The organism is Paenibacillus kribbensis, from assembly GCF_002240415.1.
GTDB classification, from domain to species: Bacteria; Bacillota; Bacilli; order Paenibacillales; family Paenibacillaceae; genus Paenibacillus; species Paenibacillus kribbensis.
The window spans coordinates 2,893,101-2,918,200 of the sequence record NZ_CP020028.1; the positions used below are offsets into that span (position 1 = coordinate 2,893,101).

General features: G+C 44.5%; 19 protein-coding genes. 3 read left to right on the plus strand and 16 right to left on the minus strand.

Annotated elements, in window-relative coordinates:
- Positions 1-12: 12 nt before the first annotated feature.
- The 4 genes from B4V02_RS13115 to B4V02_RS13130 all read right to left on the minus strand — a co-directional run bounded on the left by B4V02_RS13115 (position 13) and on the right by B4V02_RS13130 (position 5,574).
- Positions 13-1,902, minus strand: a complete 1,890-nt coding sequence (locus tag B4V02_RS13115) for a beta-glucoside-specific PTS transporter subunit IIABC (RefSeq protein ID WP_094155127.1) — start codon at positions 1,900-1,902, stop codon at positions 13-15.
- 377 nt (positions 1,903-2,279) lie between these two features.
- Positions 2,280-3,056: a class I SAM-dependent methyltransferase gene (locus B4V02_RS13120; RefSeq protein ID WP_094155128.1), complete on the minus strand. Its 777-nt coding sequence runs from the start codon at positions 3,054-3,056 to the stop codon at positions 2,280-2,282.
- Positions 3,057-3,427: 371 nt separating this feature from the next.
- Positions 3,428-4,150 (minus strand): YjjG family noncanonical pyrimidine nucleotidase, encoded by a 723-nt coding sequence (locus B4V02_RS13125; protein ID WP_094155129.1) that lies wholly within the window; start codon positions 4,148-4,150, stop codon positions 3,428-3,430.
- A 218-nt stretch (positions 4,151-4,368) separates the two neighbouring features.
- Positions 4,369-5,574 carry an MFS transporter gene (locus B4V02_RS13130; RefSeq protein ID WP_094155130.1) on the minus strand — a complete coding sequence of 402 codons (1,206 nt, stop codon included), beginning with the start codon at positions 5,572-5,574 and terminating at the stop codon, positions 4,369-4,371.
- A gap of 218 nt (positions 5,575-5,792) precedes the next feature.
- Here B4V02_RS13130 and B4V02_RS13135 point away from each other — a divergent pair, with 218 nt between their 5' ends.
- On the plus strand, positions 5,793-6,371 hold the full coding sequence (locus B4V02_RS13135; RefSeq protein ID WP_007430483.1) for a TetR/AcrR family transcriptional regulator: 579 nt from the start codon (positions 5,793-5,795) through the stop codon (positions 6,369-6,371).
- A gap of 98 nt (positions 6,372-6,469) precedes the next feature.
- Here the strand turns inward: B4V02_RS13135 and B4V02_RS13140 are convergent, their stop codons facing one another.
- From B4V02_RS13140 to B4V02_RS13150, 3 genes are read right to left on the minus strand one after another with little or no spacing between them, the layout of a single operon-like run.
- Positions 6,470-8,839, minus strand: a complete 2,370-nt coding sequence (locus B4V02_RS13140; protein ID WP_094155131.1) for a beta-galactosidase — start codon at positions 8,837-8,839, stop codon at positions 6,470-6,472.
- Positions 8,840-8,863: 24 nt separating this feature from the next.
- Positions 8,864-10,165: a cellulase-like family protein gene (locus tag B4V02_RS13145; RefSeq protein WP_094155132.1), complete on the minus strand. Its 1,302-nt coding sequence runs from the start codon at positions 10,163-10,165 to the stop codon at positions 8,864-8,866.
- A complete protein-coding gene (locus B4V02_RS13150) occupies positions 10,162-13,530 on the minus strand; it encodes a DUF5107 domain-containing protein (RefSeq protein ID WP_094155133.1) in 3,369 nt (1,122 codons plus the stop codon). The genes B4V02_RS13145 and B4V02_RS13150 overlap by 4 nt, the downstream gene beginning before the upstream one ends.
- A gap of 146 nt (positions 13,531-13,676) precedes the next feature.
- On the opposite strand from B4V02_RS13150, the gene B4V02_RS13155 reads away from it, so the two are divergent.
- On the plus strand, positions 13,677-14,558 hold the full coding sequence (locus B4V02_RS13155; RefSeq protein WP_094155134.1) for an AraC family transcriptional regulator: 882 nt from the start codon (positions 13,677-13,679) through the stop codon (positions 14,556-14,558).
- A 261-nt stretch (positions 14,559-14,819) separates the two neighbouring features.
- Here B4V02_RS13155 and B4V02_RS13160 read toward each other — a convergent pair whose 3' ends face one another.
- From B4V02_RS13160 to B4V02_RS13180, 5 genes are read right to left on the minus strand one after another with little or no spacing between them, the layout of a single operon-like run.
- Complete coding sequence (locus tag B4V02_RS13160; protein WP_244188321.1) at positions 14,820-15,425, minus strand: YczE/YyaS/YitT family protein; 606 nt, start codon at positions 15,423-15,425, stop codon at positions 14,820-14,822.
- 43 nt (positions 15,426-15,468) lie between these two features.
- Entirely contained in the window at positions 15,469-16,908 is a 1,440-nt protein-coding gene (locus B4V02_RS13165) for a glycoside hydrolase family 1 protein (protein WP_094155136.1), read from the minus strand.
- 33 nt (positions 16,909-16,941) lie between these two features.
- On the minus strand, positions 16,942-17,289 hold the full coding sequence (locus B4V02_RS13170; RefSeq protein WP_094155137.1) for a PTS lactose/cellobiose transporter subunit IIA: 348 nt from the start codon (positions 17,287-17,289) through the stop codon (positions 16,942-16,944).
- A gap of 46 nt (positions 17,290-17,335) precedes the next feature.
- A complete protein-coding gene (locus tag B4V02_RS13175) occupies positions 17,336-18,565 on the minus strand; it encodes a PTS sugar transporter subunit IIC (protein ID WP_094155138.1) in 1,230 nt (409 codons plus the stop codon).
- Positions 18,566-18,579: 14 nt separating this feature from the next.
- Complete coding sequence (locus tag B4V02_RS13180; RefSeq protein ID WP_269744428.1) at positions 18,580-18,888, minus strand: PTS sugar transporter subunit IIB; 309 nt, start codon at positions 18,886-18,888, stop codon at positions 18,580-18,582.
- A gap of 303 nt (positions 18,889-19,191) precedes the next feature.
- Here B4V02_RS13180 and B4V02_RS13185 point away from each other — a divergent pair, with 303 nt between their 5' ends.
- A complete protein-coding gene (locus tag B4V02_RS13185) occupies positions 19,192-21,099 on the plus strand; it encodes a BglG family transcription antiterminator (RefSeq protein WP_094155139.1) in 1,908 nt (635 codons plus the stop codon).
- 518 nt (positions 21,100-21,617) lie between these two features.
- Here B4V02_RS13185 and B4V02_RS13190 read toward each other — a convergent pair.
- The 4 genes from B4V02_RS13190 to B4V02_RS13205 form a co-directional block, all read right to left on the minus strand.
- Positions 21,618-23,264 carry a pyridoxal phosphate-dependent decarboxylase family protein gene (locus B4V02_RS13190; RefSeq protein ID WP_094155140.1) on the minus strand — a complete coding sequence of 549 codons (1,647 nt, stop codon included), beginning with the start codon at positions 23,262-23,264 and terminating at the stop codon, positions 21,618-21,620.
- A gap of 318 nt (positions 23,265-23,582) precedes the next feature.
- A complete protein-coding gene (locus B4V02_RS13195) occupies positions 23,583-23,849 on the minus strand; it encodes a metal-sensitive transcriptional regulator (protein ID WP_007430470.1) in 267 nt (88 codons plus the stop codon).
- A gap of 77 nt (positions 23,850-23,926) precedes the next feature.
- Positions 23,927-24,427 (minus strand): DsrE/DsrF/DrsH-like family protein, encoded by a 501-nt coding sequence (locus B4V02_RS13200; RefSeq protein ID WP_094155141.1) that lies wholly within the window; start codon positions 24,425-24,427, stop codon positions 23,927-23,929.
- On the minus strand, positions 24,424-25,011 hold the full coding sequence (locus B4V02_RS13205; protein ID WP_094157004.1) for a sulfurtransferase TusA family protein: 588 nt from the start codon (positions 25,009-25,011) through the stop codon (positions 24,424-24,426). The genes B4V02_RS13200 and B4V02_RS13205 overlap by 4 nt, the downstream gene beginning before the upstream one ends.
- Positions 25,012-25,100 lie beyond the last annotated feature (89 nt).

A 25,100-nucleotide genomic window follows, 5' to 3' on the forward strand; every position in this document is an offset into this window, starting at 1 on the left:
GACATGCTTATTTTATCGAATGCTGAGAACAGGATCTCCAGTTTGAACTTCCTGGTTTTCAGCAGCCTGGAGTTCAATGAGTTGATGATCAAAGCTATTGGTGACAATGATGGGTATAGTGACATCATAGTTGCTCTCCACAATCATGGCAAAATCTACTTCTGCCAATAACAGCCCCTTTTTGACCCTATCATTTTCCTTCACTTTAATATCAAACGGAGCGCCTTTTAGTTTGACCGTGTTAATTCCGATATGAATAAGCAGTTCCACACCGTCCGTGGATAAAAGCGCCAAGGCATGTTTGGAATTAGCGACTGTTACAATAGTCCCGTCGAAGGGAGCGTATACTTTGTTGTCTCTCGGAATGATCGCAAAACCTTTACCCATCGCGCCGCTAGAGAAGGCCTCATCTTTGACTTCAGAGAGCGGAATAAGCATACCTTGAACAGGATTGTAAACCGTCTTCGTATCATTAATGTGCAAATCACTTGTGCCGGAACTCTCCTCTACAGGCTCGGCTACTTTATCTGCCGCCGGCTCTGGCTGGTTTTTGTAACCAAACAGATAAGTCAGTATGGTAGCGACCACCAAGGCTGTCGCACTGGAGGTCAAGAAGGCGTAGAAGCTCACATCAATTCCTTTTGGATTGATAAACAGCGGAGCCGCAAACATCCCTGAGCCTCCGAACCCATACATCCTGGCTCCCATAGCTGCAGTTATACCTCCGCCCATGGCTCCCGCTATTCCCGCCATAACAAAAGGCTTTTTCATGGGCAAGGAAATACCATATATCGCTGGTTCCGTGACACCCATGGCTGCTGATAAAGCGGCAGGCCCTGCGATGCTGCGGACTTTTTTGCTTTTGGCTTTGAGAAATACACCCAATGCTGCTCCGACTTGCGCTAGAACGGTAACGTTCAAAATCGCATTTACGGGATCGTAATGCAGTGTAGTGATATTATTAATCAGAACCGGTATAAAGGCATAATGAAGTCCGAAAATGACGATGATCTGCCAAAATCCGCCCAGAATGATGCCTGCGACCACAGGGCTAAGGTTATAGATAGCCATGGTGACCTTTGCAAGACCATCACTGAATGCAGACAGTACAGGACCCACGATCAGGAATGCCAGTATTCCCGTAATGAGAATAGTGAATAGCGGAACAAATATCATTTTGAGTGAAGCAGGTAGTTTTCGTTCAAACCACTTTTCAATTTTCGCGGCCATCCAAGCTGCAAAAATAATCGGAAATAAGGACGATGTATAATTGGCCAGAACGACGGGAATGCCCACAAAGCTTAGGCTACTCCCGGCATTATAAGCGGTAACAATGTTGGGATATACCAGTGCTGCTCCAAGTACAGCCGTAATGAAAGGATTGGCACCAAACTTTTTGCCTGCAGAAAACCCAATCAAAACCGGAAGAAAATAAAACAAGCTATCTCCAAGTGCATTGAGCAAGATGTAGGTACCGTCTGTCTGCGCAAGCCAATGTAAAGCGGTAAAAAGAGCGAGAAAGCCCTTAATAATCCCCGCTGAGGCCATGACCCCAATAATTGGTGAAATAATACCGACGATCACATCAATAAGACGATTAAACGCATTTTTTTTCTTGTCCGATCCCGCTGTGTTGGATTCTTCGGTCGTAAAATGAGCGCCCAACTGATTCATAACCTCTGAATAAACGTCTTTTACTTTGTTGCCAATGACGACCTGATATTGTCCCCCGCTGATGATCGCTGTCATCACCCCGTCCAGATTCTTAATTTTGTCCGTTTGGGCAGTGGCATTGTCTTTCAGCATAAATCTTAAACGGGTAACGCAATGCTCCAAATGATCAATATTTTCTTTACCGCCAACATACTTGATAATATCTTCGGCGAGTTTGCGATTGTCCATAGTATCTCCCTCCTGAAAAAGCAGTCATCATCTAGGTGTCAACAAACGAAATATCACGTAAGCAAAAAATCATTTTGAAAGCGCTTAATAAAGCGGTTACATTTTATTCTTAAATGTCTGCGCTTTGCTCTTATATAACTGCAGGTAATCTCAACGGAGTAGGCCTATACCCTTCAATACCTTACAATTTAATAATAACAAAGGAAGCTAACCTCTCCTATCATCTATTCTTAACGAAATCACTTACCAAACTTAAGAATCCAATGCGAATGTTTACAATAGCTAACGAAAAACACCTCCAAGGCATCTCCATATCTTACGACACGGTAGGTTGCTCTTGAAGGTGTTTGGATTTCCTCACCGCTTCTTTGCTCTCTCTAAGCGGTTTTCTTGATGGCGACGATACGCAATCGACTTGTGTCTACTGTCCATTGTCCTCCCTGCACCAGATGCGGCTTAACCTTTGCCTCGATGGCGCGGTAGATCAGCACTTTGTCTGTGGATGTGACGTCCGGGAAGAAATAATCGGCAAACCCGTCAAGCCAGCTGCGAAGCCCTGCATCGCCCTTGAGCGGAGTGGGCCTATCAAAGTGCTGAGCCAACGTAACGCGGAAACCAATCTGCTCCAGCAAACTGGTGTATTCACCAATGGTGGGAAAATACCACGGACTTCGGCCCTCCCACGCATAACCATGTGCCTCCAGCTCCTCTTTTATAGCAGCAGTCAGTACGGCGACATTACCGCTGCCTGCGAATTCGGCTACGAATCGTCCTTCCTCCCGAAGGGCCAGCCAGATGGAGCGGGCGACAGCCGCAGCATCCTTGATCCAGTGCAAAGCTGCATTGGAAAACACAGCGTCAAAGGGGGCATCCGTTCGGTAATGACAAGCATTTTCTACCTGAAAATGTAGTTCAGGGTACTTCTGTCTGGCCCGTCTCACCATCTCATCAGACAGATCAATACCTGTGGGAATCGCTCCGGCGGCTGCCATCTTGGCGGTCAAATCTCCATTCCCGCAGCCTACGTCCAGGATTCGCTCTCCGCGTTGAGGCTGCAGCAAGGATAAGACACCCTCTTCTAACTTGGCGACAAAACCCAACTTATCATTATACGCTTCCGGGTTTCCGTGATGGGTAAAGGGTTCGCTACACATAGACTCGATCTCCTTTTTGTAAGAGTGCTTCAAATACTTTCAATATAATTTTCTTCTCCCTCTGTTTTTAATCACAGATATTATATATCTATGATAACCTCGATATAAACAGACTGTCAAGAAGCTTAGCCACATATCAATACCAAGATCGATTATAAAAACATCTTTAATACAGAATAAACAGCTGCCCTCCAAACAGCTGGCACAAAGGTATGCCGGTAATTATAGTCTATCTCGCCTCTTAAGCGTTTTGTGAGCTCAAACATTCGTTTAAAAAAGCCTGAATTAATGAGCAGAGCTTGACCCCACTGAATATGTGTTGTCAGGCTCTTCATTATCCAAAATATTCTGTTGCGTTCTCATTCACTCATCTAGATTTTAGGTGCTGTAAGATTCAACACATGGCCTTCTGAAATTACAATATTCGCTAGTTCCATCAAGCTTTTTATTTCAAAAGTTGGTTGAATTCCAGATGTGTTTGCTTTCCCGGCAGGGTTGAACCAGCAGGTATCAATTCCGTAATTGTTCCCTCCCTGGATATCCGCAGTTAGCGAATCACCGACCATGAGAACCTTGCTTTTATCCGAAACGGCCAGCTTTGTAAATGCATATTCAAAAATAGCGGCTTGTGGCTTTTGGCAACCCACTTCCTCGGAAATAATCACCTCTTCAAACACATGACTCAACGGTGAAAGCTGAATTCGGGAGGTTTGCACCTCCTTGATCCCGTTCGTAATGATCGCCAACCGACAGTTGGACAGCAGCTCACATATTTCAACCGCTCCGTCAATCAAAAAGGCTCCTTCACCCAAATAACGTAAATAAGCAGCACTAAAAGCATCTGGATTGAAATCCAGCTCATGAGCAGCAAACAATCGCTTGAACCTCTCCACTCGCAGCTCCGCCGAAGTAATATGTCCTTCCTCTGCTTCCCTCCACAGCGTACTATTGATTTCATCATAGCTGGCCTTATACTCTGTAGCCCCTTGTGGCAAGCCGAATTGGGTAAACGTATGATGTAGCGCATGACGCTCTGCCTTTTTAAAATCAAATAGTGTATCATCGACATCAAATAAAATAACTTCGTATTTCATGATTACCTCCATGTCATTACCTCGCTATATTACTCACACAATATTATCCGGCTTACTGCCCTGCTGGAAGCATCAAATGCCGGGAGCAAACTAAAAATGCAGTTTGATCTCCCGGTTATTATACAGAACCTGGTTGAGCCGTCAAGTCACGGCCCATAGCAGAGCCAGAGTATTTTCATAATTACGTGCCTATCCAGCCTAGTGATGCAGTCCCCTCCTCAATGTTTCTTTTCAGTGAAGAAGTAAAGCAGCGATAAAAGTGGTAAAACAGTCCCAATGAGTGCTGTGAAAGACCAGCCGCTATAGGCATAAGCCCATCCTCCCAATGAAGAGCCAACAGCTCCCCCAATAAAGAATATGGACATGAAAAGACCGTTCAGGCGACCTCTCGCCTCACTCCCCAATGAATAAATGGCACGCTGTCCAAGGACAAGATTTCCTGATACAGCCATATCGAGCGTAATCGCAGAAATGAAAAGGATGACGAGGGCTACCATTGAATGGTCTTGAAACAAATAGATCAGCAAAAAAGAGAGCGCAGCTATGACCATAGCTAATCCGGTCAATAAATGGGTCCAACCCTTATCCGCCAGCTTCCCGGCAATCGGCGCCGCGACTGCCCCGCCTACTCCAACTAATGCGAACAATGCGATACCTTGCTGAGACATCCCGAAATCGTGTGCCAACCGTAAAGGAGCTGTTGTCCAAAAAAGGCTGAATGCTCCGAATAAGCAGGCTTGATAAAAGGCACGACGACGCAATACAGGTGTTTGTTTGAAAAGAACGCCCAATGAGAAAATTAATTTACCATAGTTCACCGTAGGCGAAGGCTTCCGTTCAGGAAGAGCACGCGACAACAGAATGATCAGTAGCGTGGTAATAACGGCCGATAAGGAAAATACAGCCTGCCAGCCCCAAAGACTGGTGACTAAGCTTGCGACCGGCCGGGCAAACATAATTCCGAGCAAAAGTCCGCTCATCACGTTCCCTACCACGCGGCCACGCTGCTCTTCCGCTGCCAGATAGGTGGCATAAGGCACCAGGATTTGGGCCACCACTGAGCCCAATCCAATAAACAGCGATGCGATTAAAAACAGCGCTCCGTTCGGAGCAAACGTTGCCGTCAGCAGCGCACATACCACAACTGCCAAAGCGACAACCGCCAGACGACGATTCTCAATGATGTCGCTGAGCGGGACGATAAACAGCAGTCCTGCAACGTAACCGATTTGGGTCAAGGTGACGATTAATCCGGCTGCTGCTGAAGAAAGCCCCATTGCGGCACCGATAGGACCCACCAGTGTTTGGGCATAATACAGGTTAGCGACGATAAGACCGCATGCGGATGCCAACAGCAGCATCATCCAACGTGAAATGCCTTTGCTCTCTTTGAATACACTCTCTTTGAATACACTTTTTTGCATGATCATCCTTCTCCTCTTTTTGTTTTTTTGAATGAACGCAGGACAACTTGATTAGCATGGCTGTCATCCAAAATTTAAATACTAAACGTTCAGTTCATTAATTCGATAAACAAATAATATACTGAACGTATCGTTTTGTAAATAGGCAATTTTGTTTTCTTTTAATTCGAATGTTTAGTATACTGAACGTACCGTTTTTATTTGAGGAGAGGATTTTTATGGAGCGCAAAAGAGGACGTCCACGGAATGTTGAAACGCAAAAGTCTATACTATCCGCTTCCTATGATTTGTTGTTGGAGGGTGGTTTTGGCGCAGTTACCGTGGAAAAAATTGCGGAACACGCCGGAGTCAGCAAGGCCACGATTTATAAATGGTGGCCGAATAAGGCCGCTGTTGTCATAGATGGCTTCCTGGCTGCGGCTGCGGAAAGGCTGCCCATACCGGACACAGGCTCGGCTTTTCAAGACTTACTCATCCACGCTACCAATGTCACTCGATTTATGCTCAGCCGTGAGGGAAAAATCATTGCGGAATTGATTGGTGAAGGCCAGTTTGATGCAGGACTGGCAGAGGCATATCAGACCCGATATATCCATCCTCGCCGACTTGAGGCCAGACAGCTTTTGGAACGGGGAGTTCGGAGTGGGGAATTAAAGGGGAATCTTGATATCGAATTAAGTATTGATCTCATATACGGACCCATTTTCTATCGCTTACTGGTTACCGGGGGGCCTTTGGACGATGCGTATATAGAACATTTAATGAACTCTGCATTTCAAGGAATTAAAGCGGAATGAGCGGGAGATACGCACATCTTCATTCGCAATGATGAATCAAAAGGATAGCAGTTCTTCCAGTCTCCTGAGAGATGCTATCCTTTAAAGTGTTTTTCAGCTTATTTGTTGAAGTTGATGGAAATTTCATACACGGGAACGATGCTGACAGAAAGGATATCGGCAATGGACTGCTCTGCCGTCTCATTCCAACCAGCCATGGTTGTATTACTGTTGACCACTGTACCTTTGCGGATCGGTGAAACGTACAGATACATGCCATGCTCCACTAAACGTTCCTCGAATTGCTTCAAACCGATTTCCCAAGCTGTATCGTTGCAAAAGTTATCATTGATCAGCTCGCCTTTGATGAAGGCATATCCAATATCACCTGTATAATGAATACACAGCAGCGCTTCCTTCAATCCTGTAAAAGCATTCCTTGCAAAGTCGAGTGTGGCTCGTTCGTTATTTATCTTGGTAAACTCATAATTGACTTCTTTTGCAGGCGCTTTCAAGCTGTACGTCTTGAATAGTCCCTCTTGGGCAATTCCGATCAGCTCTCCACCCTTTATCGATGCAAAAGAATCCTCAAAAGCCGGAAAAACACTCATGACAACCGTATGTTGGTTAGTTGACTCCAGCTTCAACTCTTCTCCGTCCTCGTACACAAGCAGATTGGCATCTGTAAATACAGCTCTTTCTCTGCCGTGCAGCTTTACTTTCCAGAAATACAAGCTTTGCTGACTTGTCATCGTATAGATCATTATTTTGGGACCATGAATAGGTTCAAGCTGAATCAGACTAGACTCCGAACCAGCGACTTCAACAACGGTCCATTCTCCAAGCTGATTACAGTTTCCCTTATCTACCGTCACTTTTTTGATGCCTTCCGATTGTAACGCATACGAGCCCTTCATCCCTTCCGGGATATAGAAAAAATAATATTCCTCCCCATCTACCTCCATTTTCGTAATCAGCTGTGCCGTGGCGTACTTGAGTGTTATACCGCCAAGGTCAAAATTAAACGGCAGGATGGCAAAGCTGTCTTTTCCCAGTGTTAATTCGCCTTGATGCGGAAATGTAATGGTTTCTCCCGGCAGATCAACACTGACATTAAAATCCTCCAGGTTGTGAGTATCCACATGATCCTGGAAGTTATTTAGAAATAAAAAGCCTGCTCCCTTATGCGATCGGACGGCATAACGCAACGTTTTTACGTCATAAGGGTCCATTTGGGATGTGTCTGCTGGCAACCGTGTTTTGGTGCATGAAAAAAGCTTTTGGAACGTAGATAAAAAGTAATGCTGTAGTTTGGTTCGCTTATACGATTCTCTGACCTGACCAAATTCTCCAATCATGGCGTTGAAGTCATAAGATATTTTGGGCGTAGCCAAATCGTTGGTATATGGATTCAGTTTGCCCTTTGGATTCGAACCGCCATGGTACATATAATAACCGATCAGATTGCAGCCTTCCCCTACCTTCATCACCGTCATAGCTGGAACGCTATTATACGGAAATGCAAAACGATATTTATAGAACTGCACCATGCCGCCACCCATCTCGCAACACGCATATGGGTAAGTTTCCGGCAGATAACAAGGCTCAAAATCATAGCTGCTCGGAATGTTGTTATTATGTTTATCCCGGAAAATGTACTCCGGTGTGGCCGGATGCTCCGTTAAATTAGCTACACGTCCTTCCTCATAATAAATCCAGGGCCAATACGCATACCCACCCCATAATGGCAGCATATCCGGTACCGGAGTCGACGCACCTCCCCAAGCTGTACAGGTGTAAATCGGCGTATCCATTCCTGCCTTCAGCGCCATCTCCTTCAGCTTTAGCATATGAGCGTTGCCATCCCTTCCACTGCTCACCCACATATTGTTGATGCCTACCGTCAGGCCCCACTGGGCTGAGGAATGCTGGTGTTCGTTTTCGATCTGGGTTCCAATCACAGGACCGCCGTCCTTGTACAGCAATCCTTGCACCTGCACCCCGATTTCCTGATACAGTTGGTGCACATAAGCAAGATAGCCTTCATCATTAGAGCGTACCTCAAAGGGACGACCAAATAACCAATCCGGAAGACCGCCGTTCCGTATCTCGCCGTGGCAAAAAGGACCGATGCGTATAATGACGTATAAACGGTGTTTGGCACACAGTTCAATGAACCGGCGCAAATCTTTGTTGCCTTCCCATTCGAACACCCCTTCGACCTCTTCATGCAGATTCCAGAAAATATACGTCGCAATGATGTTGACACCGCCCATTTTGATCTTTACAATCTCGTCTTCCCAATACTGTTCATGGTAACGGGAAAAATGAAACTCACCGCAAATCCCAAAAAACGGCTCGTCGTCTTTCTCCATATAATAATTGGTAAAGCTAATCGACTCTCCTAAGGGATTGATTCCACCCAGAGGGATATGCCCACTGTAAATGTGCTTGTGATCATTTTCGACGATAATTCGATAATTTTTCATAAAGAGCACCTCTCCACATGAAAGTCAAACCTGGCGACACGATGCCGAGTCGAGAATAAAGTTGTTCCACTTTCGCTGCCATGCGATATCGTTCCAGAATGGATGATGCGGCGCGCAGTTTGAGCACAAGGTCATTCCCCAGAAGCCAAGCGACATGCCTTTGCGCAGGGCATATTCAGCAATGAACTTGCCGACAGGCCCTTCCTCAAAGCTGGCAAAAAGCGGCGTATAACCAACGTATCCTTCCCCAATGACAATAGGCATACCGGAATGACGAGTCCATTCGTAAATTTCCTCCAGTCGCAAGTCTGCCTTTTGCAGCATCGCCATTTTATGATCACTGTACCGGTCATACAAAAACAAATCCCACTGCTCAGGATCTACCCAGTCATGCAAATAAATTAGCTTCATGCCAACCGGGTTGCCCTCCATGCGCCATTCCTGTCCTGCAGGCAATGTCCATTCCTCAAAGGGAGGGGCATCCTCTCGCAGCAAGGATTGAGCAAAGCTGTTTGGAAAAGGAACTTTCTCATCATTCAGTCCGGCGCGATCCATTAATTCATTCAGTACACCTTTCAAATAGAGGTGAAAATGGGCCACCTGCATATTCCGCGCTACATACGCCTTCGGATAGGCTTCGTTCAGCGTATAGCTCGCCGTTATCAGGACATCGGGATGACGTTCTCTCAGAAAAGAAATGGCCTCCTCCACATAAGGCTGCATGGCTTTTACAAGCGCCGCAGTATCCGATGCTGCAATGCCTTGAACTGTACCAACAGCTGTCAGCTGCCCAAACTCCACCTCGTTATGCAGCTCTGCATACACGATCTGGCTTGTATAACCTTCGTCCTTGACAAAGCGAATGAGTTGATCCATGGATCGTGCAATGGCCATAAACCGGTCCTGCGGTGGAATAGCAGCCAGTTCGTCGCGCAGTGCAGGATGAGCCAGAAAGCTGGGGCTCTGCTGGTACTCCCAGGAGGACAGAATAATATAGCAGCCATGCTTTTTCGCCTGTCTGAATAGCTCCAGCAGGTGGGCATGACCGTCCAGTTCGGCCCCGCCCCGGCAATTGTACCAACGCGTGCGCTGTCCGACTGTTCCGAGATTGCCAAACTTTAACGGTCCTGGCCGTTTCCCCTCCGCTGTAAACAGCATAAACGGCATCGCACATATACGAATGGTATTATAGCCCCGGTCTACAGCCTCCTGAAAACGAGCCGCAAGATCGTGATAAGGCTCTCCCGGCAAAGTCATCGTATACCAGGAGAAATCCCACATGGTAATCGTTAGTTTCCGTGGCAGATTTTCCATTGGATCGCTCATCCGAGGGTTCCTCCTTCGTTCGTTGTCATGATAAGGTCATTTGGCTTCAAATGAATCAGCGCTCCTTGATGGTGCGGTTCCAGCTGCAATACAAATTCAAAATGATGCTCAGCTTCCTGCTGCTGCCCCAGACCCAGTAAACCCAATGCTTTCATATAATTGCAATGTATCCGGTTACGCATATTCAGGTCGTCTTCAAAAACGAGGAAATCAGGTAGAGAAACTGCAAAATAATCAATTTTTACATCATCAAACAGATGTTTGTCTGCATAATCTATGAGTTTGTTGAAGCGACTGCGTGCTTCCTTTGTCTGACCAAGCAGCTGTCTGGCCAAGCCCTGATAGAAGATCATTTCTGGCGGCTGATCGTTATAATAGATCGCGCTGGCAGGCTCTTCAAGTCCCAGTGAAGCTACGGTGAATGACTCACGTGCTTCATTCTCTTTTCCCAGCTTCCTATAGGCGCAGCCCAAATAATAATAAATATGGTTCTCCTGCGCCCCGTGCAGCTTGCCTTCTCCCAGATTTTCCGGATACAGAAGCGCTTGCTTGAGCCTTTCTACAGCCTGATCGAACTTGCCTGTTTGCAGGTCAATCTTGGCCAGCTCCACCATGGCCAGCACATATTGGCTGGTCACCTTCCCCTCCCCGCCCTCCCAGGGATGGAATATCCGCTGCTTCAATAGTAATGATGCTGTTTCATATTGCCCCAGTGTATTATGAAGCGTTACATACTCCAGATAAAGATCGTCACGCCGTGTGACTACGTCCAGATGTGCTGCGAGCATGTTCAGTCTTGCCTCCGGTTGCACGCTGACTTTCTTGTATAACTGATCAAGCTCATACAGGATGCGGGCATCGGTGCGATTACAGTCAAATGCCTTTTCCAGCGCTTGTCGTGCCTTCTCCGGCTGACCTAATTTATTAAAATACCCTAAAGCAAGATTCCGGTGAACCACGGAAAAGGTAGAATCAGTCGTCCGTGATGCTTCCCAGGCAGCGATTGCATCGGTGTACCGTTTTTTGTCATACAGCCAATTTCCCAAATAATAGCGGGCTCGCGCATCATCTTGGTTCATACGAATGGCAAACTCCAATGCATCAAGCTCAAGCAAGCTGTTCGGAAAACAATAGTCGGGTGGTGTGGCGGCGGCCAAGACGAGAGCTCTGTTCGAATCCTGCGACCGCCCCAACTGCGCGCAGCAGTAGGCTTGCACATAATGCACCATAGGATAATTTCGTGCCTGTGCTGGAGCATCCTCCAGCACATCAACTGCTTCCTCATACAAACCTGCTGCTGCATAATCCGCTGCTACCGCCATATAATTATGTGCATCGCTGCGCATCAGTTTGAATAGCTCGGCGGTCACTTCCGTTGCAACGGCTGCTCGCCCCAGTGCTTGAAGTGACAGTATCATTTCATGATAAGCGGTGAAATCGGTCATATCCAGTTGAAGTGTTTCTTCGCAAAAGCGTAAGGCCGCATCATGTTGATCAAGTTTCCGCAGCAGTGCCGCTTTCAGATTGCGCACCTTGTAGTTGCGGGAATTGCGAATAAGCGACCGCTCCGTCAGCTCAAGAGCTTCTTCATAGTCGCCTTTTTCGCATGCAATTTGAGCAAGTAGGAAGTAGCCCGCGTCTTGCCAGGCCGCCGACCAAACCGATTTGTAAAAAGCGGAGTATGCTTCCTCAAGTCGCCCCTGATGCTTGAGTGACAAGCCAAGTTGATAGAAAACCTCTCCGTCATAAGGGTTCGAATTCCGTGTTGTTAAGCGTATCATCGCCTGACGAAAGTGCTTTTCGCTTTCGCTATATAGTCCCCGGCGTAGAAGCAATGTACCGTAGGCGATATGAATTCGGCTGTCCTCGCTGTCCCTATTCAGTCCTTCTGTATAATAGGCTTCCGGTTCAAAGGTGGCATGCCGGTATTGCTCCAGATGCTGGCCAGCCAGGTACAATTCTTCATTTGTTTTTATTTGGGCGGGCTCAGGCAACGGTGATGCCGCATCCGGCAATGGCTCTACTTTCGGTTTCTGCGGCTGGTAGCTGATCAGCAATCGTCCATTCTCATCTCTAACCGTTAATTGAAGTTCATGATCCTCGTCCTCCGCTGCAATCGTTACTTGCTTGGCAAAGGTGTGCTCCGGGGCCAAATGAACCAATTCTTGAAGATAAACCCTACGCGGGCTGCAAAGTTCGACAAGTACGTTTGGAAACGGCGAAGTCACATAGACCAAAACTTCTGCCAGTTCTGCGGTCCGGTCAATTTCGAGATTTACGGCTGCATGAATTGAAGCGTTTTTCACGACACCGATATTTTTGTAGGGCATAAAATATTGGCTGAATGACTTTTCCTCATAGGGATGAAGCCAAGAAAAATCAGGTTGGTTGTCTGTATAGACTCCGGTCATCAACTCAATATACGGCCCGTCTTCATCTGTCAGATTGCGATCCCACGCCTTGCCAAATTCACCCTTGCCCCACGTCCACTGTTTTTTGCCCGGTGAGATATGATGGTTCGCTACATGCAGCAGTCCTGCCTGCAGTGCATGGTCATATCCGCCTACAAAATTGTAGTCCGATTTATAGGCCATGTACGAGGTGGGGACCGGTATATTTTTATATCTGGAGATGTCTACACCCTCGGAATAGTCCATTTTGTAATAGATGCCAGTAGCTATTGGAAAACGAGACACATCCCGCTTCCCGTGATCCAACACGGCAGTAACATCTGGAGGAAACACGGATTGAGTATGCTCATTTACCGCTACAGCCGGATTGGCCCACCACAAGAATGTTTGCGGCTCCGGGGTAGGGTTATACAATTGAACCTTGATCTCGATGTAAGCCCTGTTCGGGTGCAACATAAAGCCAGCAGCCATTTTTGTGCCATACATTCGGTCAATCTCGCTGACCCATGCTGTTGCGCTCCCATCCTCATTTTCCGTCAGCTTATAATTAACAGGACCGAAGGTGTTCGGACGATGATGCTGTGGCCAGTTGAACTCGATGCCTCCCGAAATCCAGGGTCCAGCCAGGCCAACGAGTGCAGGCTTAATGACCTGATTGTAATAAACAAAATCGTAATTATTCGTTTTGTCAAGAGCCCGGTAAATCCGTCCCCCGAGCTCAGGCATGATCTGGATTTGTACATATTCATTCTCCAGAAAGACCATTCTGTAGTCACGTAACTGCTTCTCATTATTAATTTTGTCAATCACTGGATGCGGATACACACGCCCCGAGCTGCCTTGATACACCCGTTTCTCCAGAAACATAGGGTTCTTGTCAGGCTCACCAACTCCATATGTCGGAATTTGGACGGTCTCTTCCCATATTTTCACCTTGGAGACGGAGATGTTCAACACGATCACTCCTCAACTCATGTAATGGCTTTCATGAATAAAAGTTTACAAGAGCATAAGCAGTTGCACAATTAACGATCTCCTGTTTATGATGGACTATACACTTATTTTTTTATGAAAAGGTTATAGAAGAAAGGCAGATCACGATGGATAAAAAAGACGCAGGATTTGAACGGGAGAAGCTGTATGTGCTCCCCGCTTATATTGTGGATGAATTAAAATCGCATGCACTTACGAGGGACGGGCATATTACAGACATTGGCTATTTCCCACAGGCCCGCCATCATTTTCGTGAAAGACCTCAAGGCTGCAATTCTCATATTTTCATCTACTGCGCCAGCGGCAGAGGGTGGATTCAGATGCGAGATCAAGGCGTCATATCTATGACTGAGCAAAGTTTTGCCTATATCCCCATGGATGTGCCGCATGCGTACGGAGCAGATGAAAATGATCCTTGGACCATATATTGGTTTCACTTGAGAGGGGAACAGATTGGAGAATTTATAGCTCTGCTGGAGCCATTCAAACCTTGTATATCTCTGCTGCCCGGAGACGAGGCAAAGCTGCTGGAGTTATTTCATCAATGCTATGACCTGCTCGTGGACAAACCCTATTCTGTCATCCATCAGGTACAGGTCTCTCAAAGCATCCGTTACCTGCTGAGTTTTGTTGCGTCCGTAGCCGTCCGCAAGCAGGACAGCAAAACTCAGAGATATATCGACAAAGCGACCCGCTATATGAGTGAACATCTGGAATCCACGATCACTGTAGAAGAGCTTAGCCGGCACATCCAGATATCGAAGCAGCATTTGAACTTTATATTCAAGCAATCTACCAGCTACTCACCGATTGATTATTTCCTGCGTATGAAAATGCAGCGTGCGGGGCAACTGTTGGACCTGACAAGTGACTCTATTAAAGAAATCGCCGCAGCACTTGGCTTTCAAGATCCCTATTATTTTTCAAGATTGTTCAAAAAAATAATAGGCTGTTCTCCTACCAGCTACCGCAACCAGTTGAAGGGGTAAATTCCTAACGCGTTAAACTGTTTACTGGGCTGCTGGCAATAAAGGCCCCAATCTGTTAATAAATTCTCTCCCCCTCTTCAAATAAAGACCGGAATTACAATGCAGAGACGAAAGGAAAACCGAAAGCATGGTCCCGCTCTATGGAATCCATGCTTTCGGTTTTATGTGAACACTATTCTGTTTTCGGCTTACGTTTAATGCCATCAATACCAGATGGCTCTGCAATCGACGCAATTTTCTCCGTGTATCTCTCCCAAACTCCTAAGGTGTTATTTTATTTCTCGATTTTTTTTGCAGCGGTATAAATAAAATCTTTTCAAGTAGCAAAGTTCCCGGCCCAGTTAAAGCAAAGGCAATAACGGTTCCGATGCCGACGATTCCCCCGAAAAAGAATCCGGTGCTTAAAAAGATAGCATCTACGCCTATTCTGCCGATATCATACCTTAATCCAAATTTTGACTCTGTATATCGCAAAACAGCGTCTATAGCATACATGCCATTGCCAAATTTCATCAACAACACATAAGTGATGGAGTAACAAAAGTTAGCCAGGATGACGATCACTATTTTAATGAATAGAGATAAATCTGACAGCTCCATATGCGCAATAAACGGATGAATCCAATTAATGAATGGTCCGACAAAAAAGGAATAAATCATCGACGAAAAACCTATAGATTTACGATTTAATAAAAGACCTGCAGCAAGAAGTACCATATTTACGAAAAAGCTTGTCAGACCTACGCTCATTCCAGTACTTTTGTGCAATCCGTCCAATAAAACGGTTAATGTATCAGACCCTATATTGCACTCGATAAATAAATTAACGGCTAGAGCGGTAAGCACCATGGCAACGACCAAAATCATGAATCGTCCGCCAAATTTCAGATAAATAGGCATTTACAAAACCTCAGTCCAAGTTCTCTCCATTAGAAGCGATCACTTTTTGCATCCAAGAAAAACTGTCTTTTTTGAGGCGCTTTTTACTACCGTTGCCATGATCATCTTGGTCGACGTAAATAAATCCATAGCGTTTGCTCATTTCCGAGGAAGAACAACTAATAATATCAATAGGCCCCCAAGCATAATATCCTCTTAAATCCACCCCGTCCTTAATGGCCTCTTTCATTTGCTCAATATGGGCCCGGTAATAGTCAACTCGGTAGGAATCATGGATGGAACCGTCTTCTTCCAAGGTGTCATGGTAACCGATCCCGTTTTCCGTGATATAAATAGGGCACTGATAGCGGTCATAGAACAGGTTGAGAAAAGTGCGCAGACCGATCGGATCAATCGTCCATCCCCAAGGGTTGGCCGGAAGTTCGGCATTGCGGTAAGGTCCCGTTTTATTTTTCATGCTTTCCGCATCGTAAATGCGGGTATAGTAGTAGGAGAAGGACATAAAGTCCGCCGTATTTTTCAGTGCCTCTTCATCGCCCTCTGCAAATTCGACAGTGATGTTATTGTCGGTGAAATAACGGTAAGCATAACCCGGGTAATATCCGCGAAGCAGAATATCGGAGAAAAAGTACTCCATCTGATTTCTGCGCACGGTGGCAAAAATGTCTTCCGGCCGGCAGGTAGCCGGATAAGCCGGTCCCCCGCAGAGCATCATCCCGATTTGCAAATTTGGATCCAGACTTTTGGCATATTTCGTGATCAGGCCGCAGGCAACAAATTCATGATGCAAGCCTTGGTATTTGGCGGAGGCCAAATCCTCCACCACATCCTCTGCAATGCCCAGGTGGTTGAAGGATTCATGATCGATCAAATTGATTTGATTAACGATAATCCAATATTTCACTTTTTTATGGTACCGGTCAAAAACCACTTGGCCGAAGCGAACAAAAAAATCAATCAAATCTCTGGAGTACCACCCTTTATAAGCCGTCGTTAAATGAATCGGCATTTCATAATGCGATAGGGTGATCATCGGCTCCATGCCGTTCGCTATAATTTCGTCGATCAGGTCATCATAAAATTTCAAGCCTGCTTCATTCGGCTGTGTTTCGTCACCATTGGGAAAAATTCTTGTCCAGTTAATCGAGGTGCGAAAGGTTTTGAGTCCCAGTTCCCCTAGCAATTTCAAGTCTTCTTTATAGGTGTGATAGAAATCGATTCCCCAACGTTTCGGGAAAATCCGATCTTCGCTTTTAATGGCTTCTTTAATATAGTCCGTAGTCAGTTCTAAATTCGACTTTTTATCTAAAGGAATGCCATCCAAATATTCATTAATATCCGCTACGCTTAACCCTTTTCCATCAACATTGTAAGCACCTTCTAATTGGTTGGCGGCAACCGCTCCCCCCCATAAAAAATCGGAGGGGAATCCCGTTGGAATGTTCTTCATTTTGATTACTTCCTCTCGTTATTTATTGATTATTTATTTATTGGCCATTTCCAGTTGGATCAATCTCTGATTCAAACTCTCGAAAATATCAATTAGCCGCTTGGCAATATTAATTTCACTATAGACCGTCATGAGCGTGTCTTGCGCATGGGCAAATAAAACGGAGTACTCTCCTTTTGCTCCTTCCGTTTCTTTTTGGATACAATTCGTTTGCACGCGATGAGCGATGACAATTTCCGCGTTGGCTAATTTCATTTTCTCCTTAGCGCTGTCAAAGTCGCTGTTTTCAATATCCTTTAGGGCATCCGTACAATGTTTTCTTGCTTCCCCTGCGTGCAAAATGATTTGCATCGCATCTTGAGCTACTTGTTCCAAAGTCATAATAAAAATCTCCTTTATAGAGGTTGTTCAAAAAGCCATGAATAGATTAATTGGTTTGTGGCAATTCTTTTTCAAGCTCTTGTTTCTCGTAGGTTTTGAAAAATGGATACCAAATCATCGTGGCTACCGCGACAACGATTAGCATCAGGATAATGCCTGTAATGGTTCCCGTTGTAATCCACGTCGAAATTGGAAAAGGAACGTACCACATATCGAAAACCACTTTCGGGATAGGACCAAAGTGAATGACTTTGGTTCCGATCCAAACGATCAACGGTAAAATTAAACCATTGATCCACATCGGTAGCATCATAATGGGATTCCATACGATTGACCCAAACACTAAAGGCTCGTTGATATTAAAGATGGAAGGTACAAGACTTGCGCGTCCCAGTGCTTTTAGCTTGGTGCTTTTAGAAAGCAGATGCATAATGGCCAGCGGCAACGTACAGGCCACACCGCCTACCCACAAGTATGCCGAATAAATCGTTTCGGCCGTTACGATATTGTGCGCCCCCGCGGTAGCGTTTGCCATAATGGCCGCCAGAAAAATCGGCTTGGTGACAGGGGTCAAAATCCAACTGGAAATCCCCATGGAATACAAGAAACAGCTGATAAACAGAATTAACATGAATCCCCAAGGTGTCTCTACCACGTTGGCCAACGGCATAAAAATATTTAAAATGATGTTGTATATATCAATATGAACGAGATCGACCAACACCCAGGCCAGAACGATAGTCACCCCAATGGGAAGCATGGAATCAAACCAGGATCTGACAAAGTCCGGGATGACGGAATCTTCTTTGAAAAAGGAAAATTTTCCGAACAGCCCCATGATATAACCGGTAATCATAGCGGCGATGATGGCAACGAACATGCCTCCGGTGCCCAAAGAACTATGAGTAAAACCAACCGTACCATCCTTTACGACTTGAGGAGTTACGATGATCAAAAAAGTAACCAGGCTTGTACATCCGGCAATAAAACGCTGTTTTCTTAACTTCTTCTTTTCCATCAAATTAAACGGAATCAGGAAAGAAACCAACAGAGAAAGCATGCCCATCGTCCATCCGAACGGAACCCAAAAATCAGGGTAGTTTTTGATATGATACACATCTCCAGGTATAGTCAGAAGACAAAATACCGATCCTAAAAGAATAAAAGGCAACAATTGCATGACAGAATCCTTAAGTGTGATGACCCATACATTGTTATTGACTTTATTCATCTTGGGAGAGAAGTCGTTTTTCAGCCATTCTATTAATTTGTTCATTTTGGTTATCCCCTTTAACTGTTCAACTCACGCAGCAGATCATCTAAAGCGGCTTCCCCATCTAAAGTGGAATAATAAGAAGGCTTCATTAAGAGCACTTTGACATGGACATCTTTGGTAAGCTCTTCGATTTCATCAACGATATAAGCCAAGTGGGGACCGACCAGCAAAGCATCGATATCATGGATATAATTCTCAATTTCCGCTTCACCTCTGGCTTTGATATCCATATTCAAGTTTCTCTTTTTAGCGGCCTTGCGAATATTGGCAGCCATAAAACCGGAACTTGCCCCGGACCCACAAACTAACAATACTTTTAACATTTTGCTTGAATTTTCCATGGTAATCCTCCTTGCTTTTTTTGTGACTGTACATCGATAGAAGTTTTTCTTTAGATTAAAGAAAGAATAAGTTTTCAGCGGAGCTGAAGCTTTCTTTAATCGCAGGAAAAATTTCCGCTAAACGTGGTCTGTCTTCTGTGACTGTACATCGATAGAAGTTTTTCTTATAATTCTGAAATGATAGCGCTATCTTTGTTACAACCAAACTATATTACAAATCTTAAAACAGGCTCAAATAAAAAACTGCACCCCTATGGTGCAACATTTTAAAGCGAGGGATCCTAAATGAAAACGCAGTATATTGATCTAATTCAATACTTAACCGAAAACAGAAATGATTGGATTTCATCGAAAAGCCTGGCGGATAAATGCAACGTGTCCAAACGCACCATCAAATCTTATATAAGTGAGATCAATGCTATTCACAACGGGTTGATCCTATCGTCGAATAAAGGTTATAAGGTCAATACCGATCAAGTAAACAGGTTTCTAACGAGTGAACAAAAAGCAATCCCGCAAACCCAATCCGAAAGAATGGCTTATATTCTGAAAAAACTGGTGCAAACCAATGAGCCCATTTATATTTACGATTTAAGCGACGCTCTGTTTATCAGCGAGTCAACGCTTAGACTTGATCTGAAGCTGATCAAAGAAAAGCTTGCCAAAAATAACTTGGAATTACAGTTGAGCAAGGATCATATTCGGTTGCAAGGAAGAGAAAAAGATAAGCGCAAGCTAATGAGCAGTATTTTGTACGAAGAGGCCAACGGAAGTTTTATTGATATCGATAAAATCAAAGGATTTTATAAAGAGCTAAATATCGATTACATTCGGGAAGTCGTCGTTGAAACCTTTTCTGCCCATCATTTTTTTACCAATGATTATTATTTAACCAATGTGATTATCCACATCACCATTGCATTGGACAGAATGAAACATGATTTTCAGTTTTTAAATAAGACCGTGAATTATAACGTCGACAACACCGCATATTTAATCGCCAAAGAAATCGCCTTTAAATTAGAATCGTATTTTCATGTAACCTATCCGGAAGAAGAAATCACCGATTTGGCGATCTTAATTTCGTGTAATGCGACCAATGTGAACTTTACGCAAATTGAAGTAAGCGATCTGGAAAATATCGCAGGGAGAGACTGTATTAATCTGGTTAGTGAAATAGCCATTGACTTGGATAAATATTACTATATCAGTATTGCCGATTCTGATTTTATTACGCGTTTTACACTGCATGTAAAAAACCTTTTGATGAGATTAAAAAATCATCACTCAACGAAAAATCCATTAACGCATACGATAAAAAGAGAATGCCCGCTCATTTATGATTGCGCTGTTCATGCTTCACATGTGATTAAAGAAAAAACCGGTTATATCATTAGTGATGATGAAATTGCTTATTTAGCTTTTCACCTAGGGTATGCCATCGAAATGCAACGGCAATCGAACGTAAAAATTTCGTGTACGGTACTGTTTCCGCTTTACTACAATATGAATGTGCAAATCATCAATAAATTACAGCAGTATTTTGGCGATGATATGTCGATACATTCGATTGTAACCGATGAGAGCGATTTGAATTATGTAACAAGTGATTTTATTATTTCTTCTGCCCAATTGCATAAGATTCCGGAAGTCCCCTATGTCGTGATTACCCCATTTTTTATAGAAAGTGATCGGGAAAAAGTATCGAACAAAATATTTGAATTAAAAGAGCAAAAAAAGAAAAATCAATTTAAGATCCATTTAAAATCTTTCTTAGACGAAAGACATTTTTACAACTCCACAGCATTGTCCGAGAAAGAAGATGTTTTACGTTTTATCTGTCAAATTATGAATCGGGATGGTTATACGGACGAAGATTTTTGGGGCAAAATCATGGAACGGGAAGCCATGTCCTCTACTGCTTTCGGACACGTTGCCATCCCTCATGCGATAAAAATGGAATCTCACAAAACAGGCATGTTCATTTATTTGAATCCGAATGGGATCAAATGGGATTCTTCGACCGTGAAAATTGTATTGTTACTCACCGTCAGCGGAGAGGATCGAAAAATATTCCGCGACGTATTCGATGCATTGGCCACCATATTAACAGACGATAAAAATGTGAATCTATTGTCTTCTGCTCATAACTTCGACGATTTTATAAATAAATTAATCACTTGCTGGGAATAAAACAATCTATTTGCCGCTGTGATGCTTTATAAAAAGAAACCCTTCTTTTGGTAATATAGAAGTGTCGAGCAACCATTACCAGAAAGAAGGGTTTCTTTGTTTATCCACAGATGCTGTAAATAATAGAACTTAACTCAATAAGGATTTCTCAAATTCGTCGATAAAGTCCTTCTTATTCAATTTAACGCGAAAGGCAGTAATTGAGCCGATCTTCGAAACCATATAATGTTTTATCCAATTGATAACCTATCATTAGCCCTCACTAATGCTTCCTTTGGATTACCACAACGAATACAATTAGAAAAAAGTACAACAAGTTGGCCGTTTTACTTTATGTATTTTATGACCGAAAATTTTGTACACAATTCCCTATTAAATTCACTGTCCAGTATAGTTAATGGAACCTATGAAAACATTCAATGCATCTTTTTCTTCATTACAAGATTCATCTCCTGGATTGTTATTTCACTGATCGTAAGTTCATTGCTGGTAAGTTCATGAATAGTGAGCTTGTTTATTCATTGATACACGAACTGCTCACATACTTGGGTTATACATTCCTTCAAATAATGCACGATCTCCGGTACATGCTCCGGTTGGGTATGAGGCGAAATGACAAAAAATTTACTGACATAGAGCGGAATTTGCCGGCCTTCAACGGTCTTGACCAGCAGATGTTTCTTTGTATCCCCAAAGAACATCCGATCGCGATGTTTGCCCAATTTCTCAAACAGCCTTTCATTCAATTGATTGTTCCGCTCGATAACCCCCCAAGAGCTGCTTCCGCCTATTTCTTCGGCAAACCGCGGCCCATCTGGTGGATAAATGCGGATCAGTGTTGATATTCCCGGGTTATCCGGGTTGGCAATATCGGCCTCCGGAATTTCTGCAACAAGCCGTTCACGAAATTGCAAATTCACCTCCAGAAATTGGGCGAGAAGACGCTGATAGCCCTCTACCCCAAAGGCCAACAGCGAACTGTACATGCTAATGGAGCTGGCCATGCGAGAACACTCCAACGTATATCCGGTGTGATACTCCCCGTAGCCGCGATGCCCGACATAAGGAGTTTCGTCCGCATCAAGCTCCAGAAGGCCAAGATCCGCTGCATTTTTGAGCAGAAACAGGCTTGAGACATAAGGTGTTTGTCCAAGTTTTTGAAAATCGAAGCACATGGAGTCTGCCAATGAAAGATGTCTCATCTTCTCCTGAATAGAAGTCAGCATCCCGATGACGCCCGGGCTGAATTGCTGCGTGTTCTTTTCCAGGTCGTAATCGTTGAAGACGGCAAAAAAACCGCCCAGAGCCGAATCTGCATGAATGTGCGGGCATGGCAACCCGAATTGCTTCGAAAATTCCTCCGCAACGGTACGGATTTGGAGGACATTGTCAATACCCATGGCATCTGTTGTCCCAGTTGTTGCCACTATATACACAGGCACGCCTCCGCCTACAGCGACCGCCGCTAATTTACATCTCAAATCAGCCACATCCATAGAACTGTCGGATAAAGCTTTTACTTTGATGAGGTGATCACTGCCGATCCCGGACGCTTCCATCGACTTGAACAGGCTGTAATGGGCCAATTCCGAGCAAAAGGCATACAAGTTGTCCGGAACCCCGTGCTTTAACGCATTCGGGTCATATTTGGCAATGGCAATCCGCAATCCGGAAAATATGGCGCCCTGACCTCCCCAGGTGGTATAGCCCCCGCTTGTCCCGGCATCATAGCCTACCAGCTTGGACATCATCGCCATTACTCTGACCTCGGCCTCGGCACCGGCAGGCCCGTAAACATCCCAAAGATTGTTGCCGTTCACCAGCATCGCGGATAACATGCCCAATATTCCGGGAATGGAGGCCATTGGCAGTATATTCGTAAAAAAATACTTTGTATGGTAAGGATGTCCGTGCAGCAACTGCAATAGCTCTGCGTTTACCTCCTTCATAGGAGCACCTTCATAGGGAATCTGACTTTGTGCAACCAATTGACCGTAAAAATCCCCATCCCGCCGTTTCTCTCCTTTGAGATTGACAGCTTCGGGGTTCTTCAACTCATCTACGCCGCTAATCATTTGCTCGATCAGTTCCATGATCCGTTTTCGTTGTAACAAACTTCCGTCCTCGCTTGGGAACCAATCTCTAACATCCGATTTACTGTGCATTCTGAATCCTCTCCCCATTGTTCTGATTGTGTAGAATCCTCTTTGAATCTTGGAGTTCAAGAAACCCATGTTTGCAGAAGTATAGATAGCGAAGCAGCTTACATAGAGGATTTTATTACCTTACATTTCTAAATTATACAATAAAATAATAGAGATGAATAGGTATTAATTCCATCATATGTAATAATTAATAACTGCAAAGCTCACGAGTTTTGCATTCTAAAAGCCGCTGTAACAATAATCGTTACAACGGCTGCAAAAAAAATGCTCCTTAATTTAAGAAGCATTTTTTTGAATGATATGTTCTGTGATTTCTTGTTATCTACTCTTCACAAGAAGTTGAATCGCTTCTTTAACCAGCTTATCCGTATCTCCTCCAGCCTTTTGCTCTTCCATAATGCAGTGTTGCAGATTTTCGGCTACAATTTGCGCAATTGCTTTATCTGATGCATTACGTACGGCTGACAATTGGCTGACAACATCCTTGCACGATTTTCCTTCATCCATTAAGCGAAGTACCCCACGGACTTGGCCCTCAATTCTTCTCAAGCGCGTTTTCAGTTCATCAGTGTAATTATATTCCATGAGCACTGCACTCCCTTTTTGATTTACGTATATACATGTATAGGTATATTATAAATCAAAAAAATAAATAGGACACCCTATATAAATAAATTAACCTTCCCTTGCGAAGCCTCGCCCAAATAGGCGGCAACTCCGGCATATTCCAAACCGTCGACTAGCTCCTCTTGCTGCAACCCCAACAGATCCATTGTCATGGTACAGGCTATGAGCTTAACCCCTTGCTCTTGCGCCAGCTCAATAAGCTGTGGAAGAGAGAGCGCATTGTGCTTTTTCATGACATGCTTGATCATCTGCGGGCCGAGCCCTGCAAAGTTCATTTTGGACAGTGCAAGCTTTTGCGGACCGCGCGGCATCATCCAGCCGAAGGCTTTTTCAAGTATTCCTTTATTCGTTCTCACCAGCTCATCTTTACGCAGCATGTTTAATCCCCAAAACGTAAAAAAGATAGTTACTTCATGGTCGTATGCTGCCGCTCCATTCGCAATAATGAATGCAGCAATCGCTTTATCCAGGTCCCCGCTGAATAATACGATTGTTGTTTTGGGATGAGTAAGTCCCTGTTCCGCGGTTGAAGTCATATGGACTCGCTCCCCTTCGTCTCTCCTGTCCATTCGGATATGCCTAAAAGGACGGATTTGACGTTTGTGGCGCCACTCTTCACCAATAACTGGCAAGCCATTTCACTGCGTGTTCCAGCGTGGCAAATCACTGCAATCTCTTCATTCAGCTTTAGCTCACCCAGTCTGTTCTCCAGTTCACCCAGAGGGATGGACTTCGATCCAGGGATATGCTTTAACGCAAATTCTGCAGGCTCCCGAACATCCAGCAGTAACAGGTTCCCCTTTTCAGCCAATTTTGTCTGCAGCTCTTCATGGCTTATGGTTGAAGGTAATAGGGGTTCGGCCTTCGCTTCAGCAGGCTCCCCTTTACGCAAAAAATGATGCATGACATTTCCGTTTTGAAAAGTACCGATAAAATGATGCCCGGTGCTTTGTGCCCAGCTCTGAAAATCCGCTAATGAACCCTTGTCAGTCGCTTGCACCTCCATAACCTGCCCTGCTTTGAGCTCCTTCATCACTTTTTTGGTTTTGACAATCGGCATAGGACAAGCCAGCCCTTTGCAATCAAGAATATAATCTGCCTGGATGTTATTGGATGACATAATATATACCTCCGCATATTTTTTGGAAGGGTAACGGTTTAATTTATTATACATATACCCCTATATGTATATAAGATATCGAAGCCTGC

What these genes read in the sequence shown, in the direction of transcription:
- B4V02_RS13180 (WP_269744428.1), bottom strand. Translation starts at nt 18,888, where the DNA reads ATGTTAAAAGTATTGTTAGTTTGTGGGTCCGGGGCAAGTTCCGGTTTT.
- B4V02_RS13185 (WP_094155139.1), top strand. Translation starts at nt 19,192, where the DNA reads ATGAAAACGCAGTATATTGATCTAATTCAATACTTAACCGAAAACAGA.
- B4V02_RS13205 (WP_094157004.1), bottom strand. Translation starts at nt 25,011, where the DNA reads ATGTCATCCAATAACATCCAGGCAGATTATATTCTTGATTGCAAAGGG.
- B4V02_RS13130 (WP_094155130.1), bottom strand. Translation starts at nt 5,574, where the DNA reads ATGCAAAAAAGTGTATTCAAAGAGAGTGTATTCAAAGAGAGCAAAGGC.
- B4V02_RS13115 (WP_094155127.1), bottom strand. Translation starts at nt 1,902, where the DNA reads ATGGACAATCGCAAACTCGCCGAAGATATTATCAAGTATGTTGGCGGT.
- B4V02_RS13120 (WP_094155128.1), bottom strand. Translation starts at nt 3,056, where the DNA reads ATGTGTAGCGAACCCTTTACCCATCACGGAAACCCGGAAGCGTATAAT.
- B4V02_RS13145 (WP_094155132.1), bottom strand. Translation starts at nt 10,165, where the DNA reads ATGAGCGATCCAATGGAAAATCTGCCACGGAAACTAACGATTACCATG.
- B4V02_RS13125 (WP_094155129.1), bottom strand. Translation starts at nt 4,150, where the DNA reads ATGAAATACGAAGTTATTTTATTTGATGTCGATGATACACTATTTGAT.
- B4V02_RS13155 (WP_094155134.1), top strand. Translation starts at nt 13,677, where the DNA reads ATGGATAAAAAAGACGCAGGATTTGAACGGGAGAAGCTGTATGTGCTC.
- B4V02_RS13195 (WP_007430470.1), bottom strand. Translation starts at nt 23,849, where the DNA reads ATGGAATATAATTACACTGATGAACTGAAAACGCGCTTGAGAAGAATT.
- B4V02_RS13135 (WP_007430483.1), top strand. Translation starts at nt 5,793, where the DNA reads ATGGAGCGCAAAAGAGGACGTCCACGGAATGTTGAAACGCAAAAGTCT.
- B4V02_RS13190 (WP_094155140.1), bottom strand. Translation starts at nt 23,264, where the DNA reads ATGCACAGTAAATCGGATGTTAGAGATTGGTTCCCAAGCGAGGACGGA.
- B4V02_RS13140 (WP_094155131.1), bottom strand. Translation starts at nt 8,839, where the DNA reads ATGAAAAATTATCGAATTATCGTCGAAAATGATCACAAGCACATTTAC.
- B4V02_RS13160 (WP_244188321.1), bottom strand. Translation starts at nt 15,425, where the DNA reads ATGATTTTGGTCGTTGCCATGGTGCTTACCGCTCTAGCCGTTAATTTA.
- B4V02_RS13170 (WP_094155137.1), bottom strand. Translation starts at nt 17,289, where the DNA reads ATGACTTTGGAACAAGTAGCTCAAGATGCGATGCAAATCATTTTGCAC.
- B4V02_RS13165 (WP_094155136.1), bottom strand. Translation starts at nt 16,908, where the DNA reads ATGAAGAACATTCCAACGGGATTCCCCTCCGATTTTTTATGGGGGGGA.
- B4V02_RS13200 (WP_094155141.1), bottom strand. Translation starts at nt 24,427, where the DNA reads ATGACTTCAACCGCGGAACAGGGACTTACTCATCCCAAAACAACAATC.
- B4V02_RS13175 (WP_094155138.1), bottom strand. Translation starts at nt 18,565, where the DNA reads ATGAACAAATTAATAGAATGGCTGAAAAACGACTTCTCTCCCAAGATG.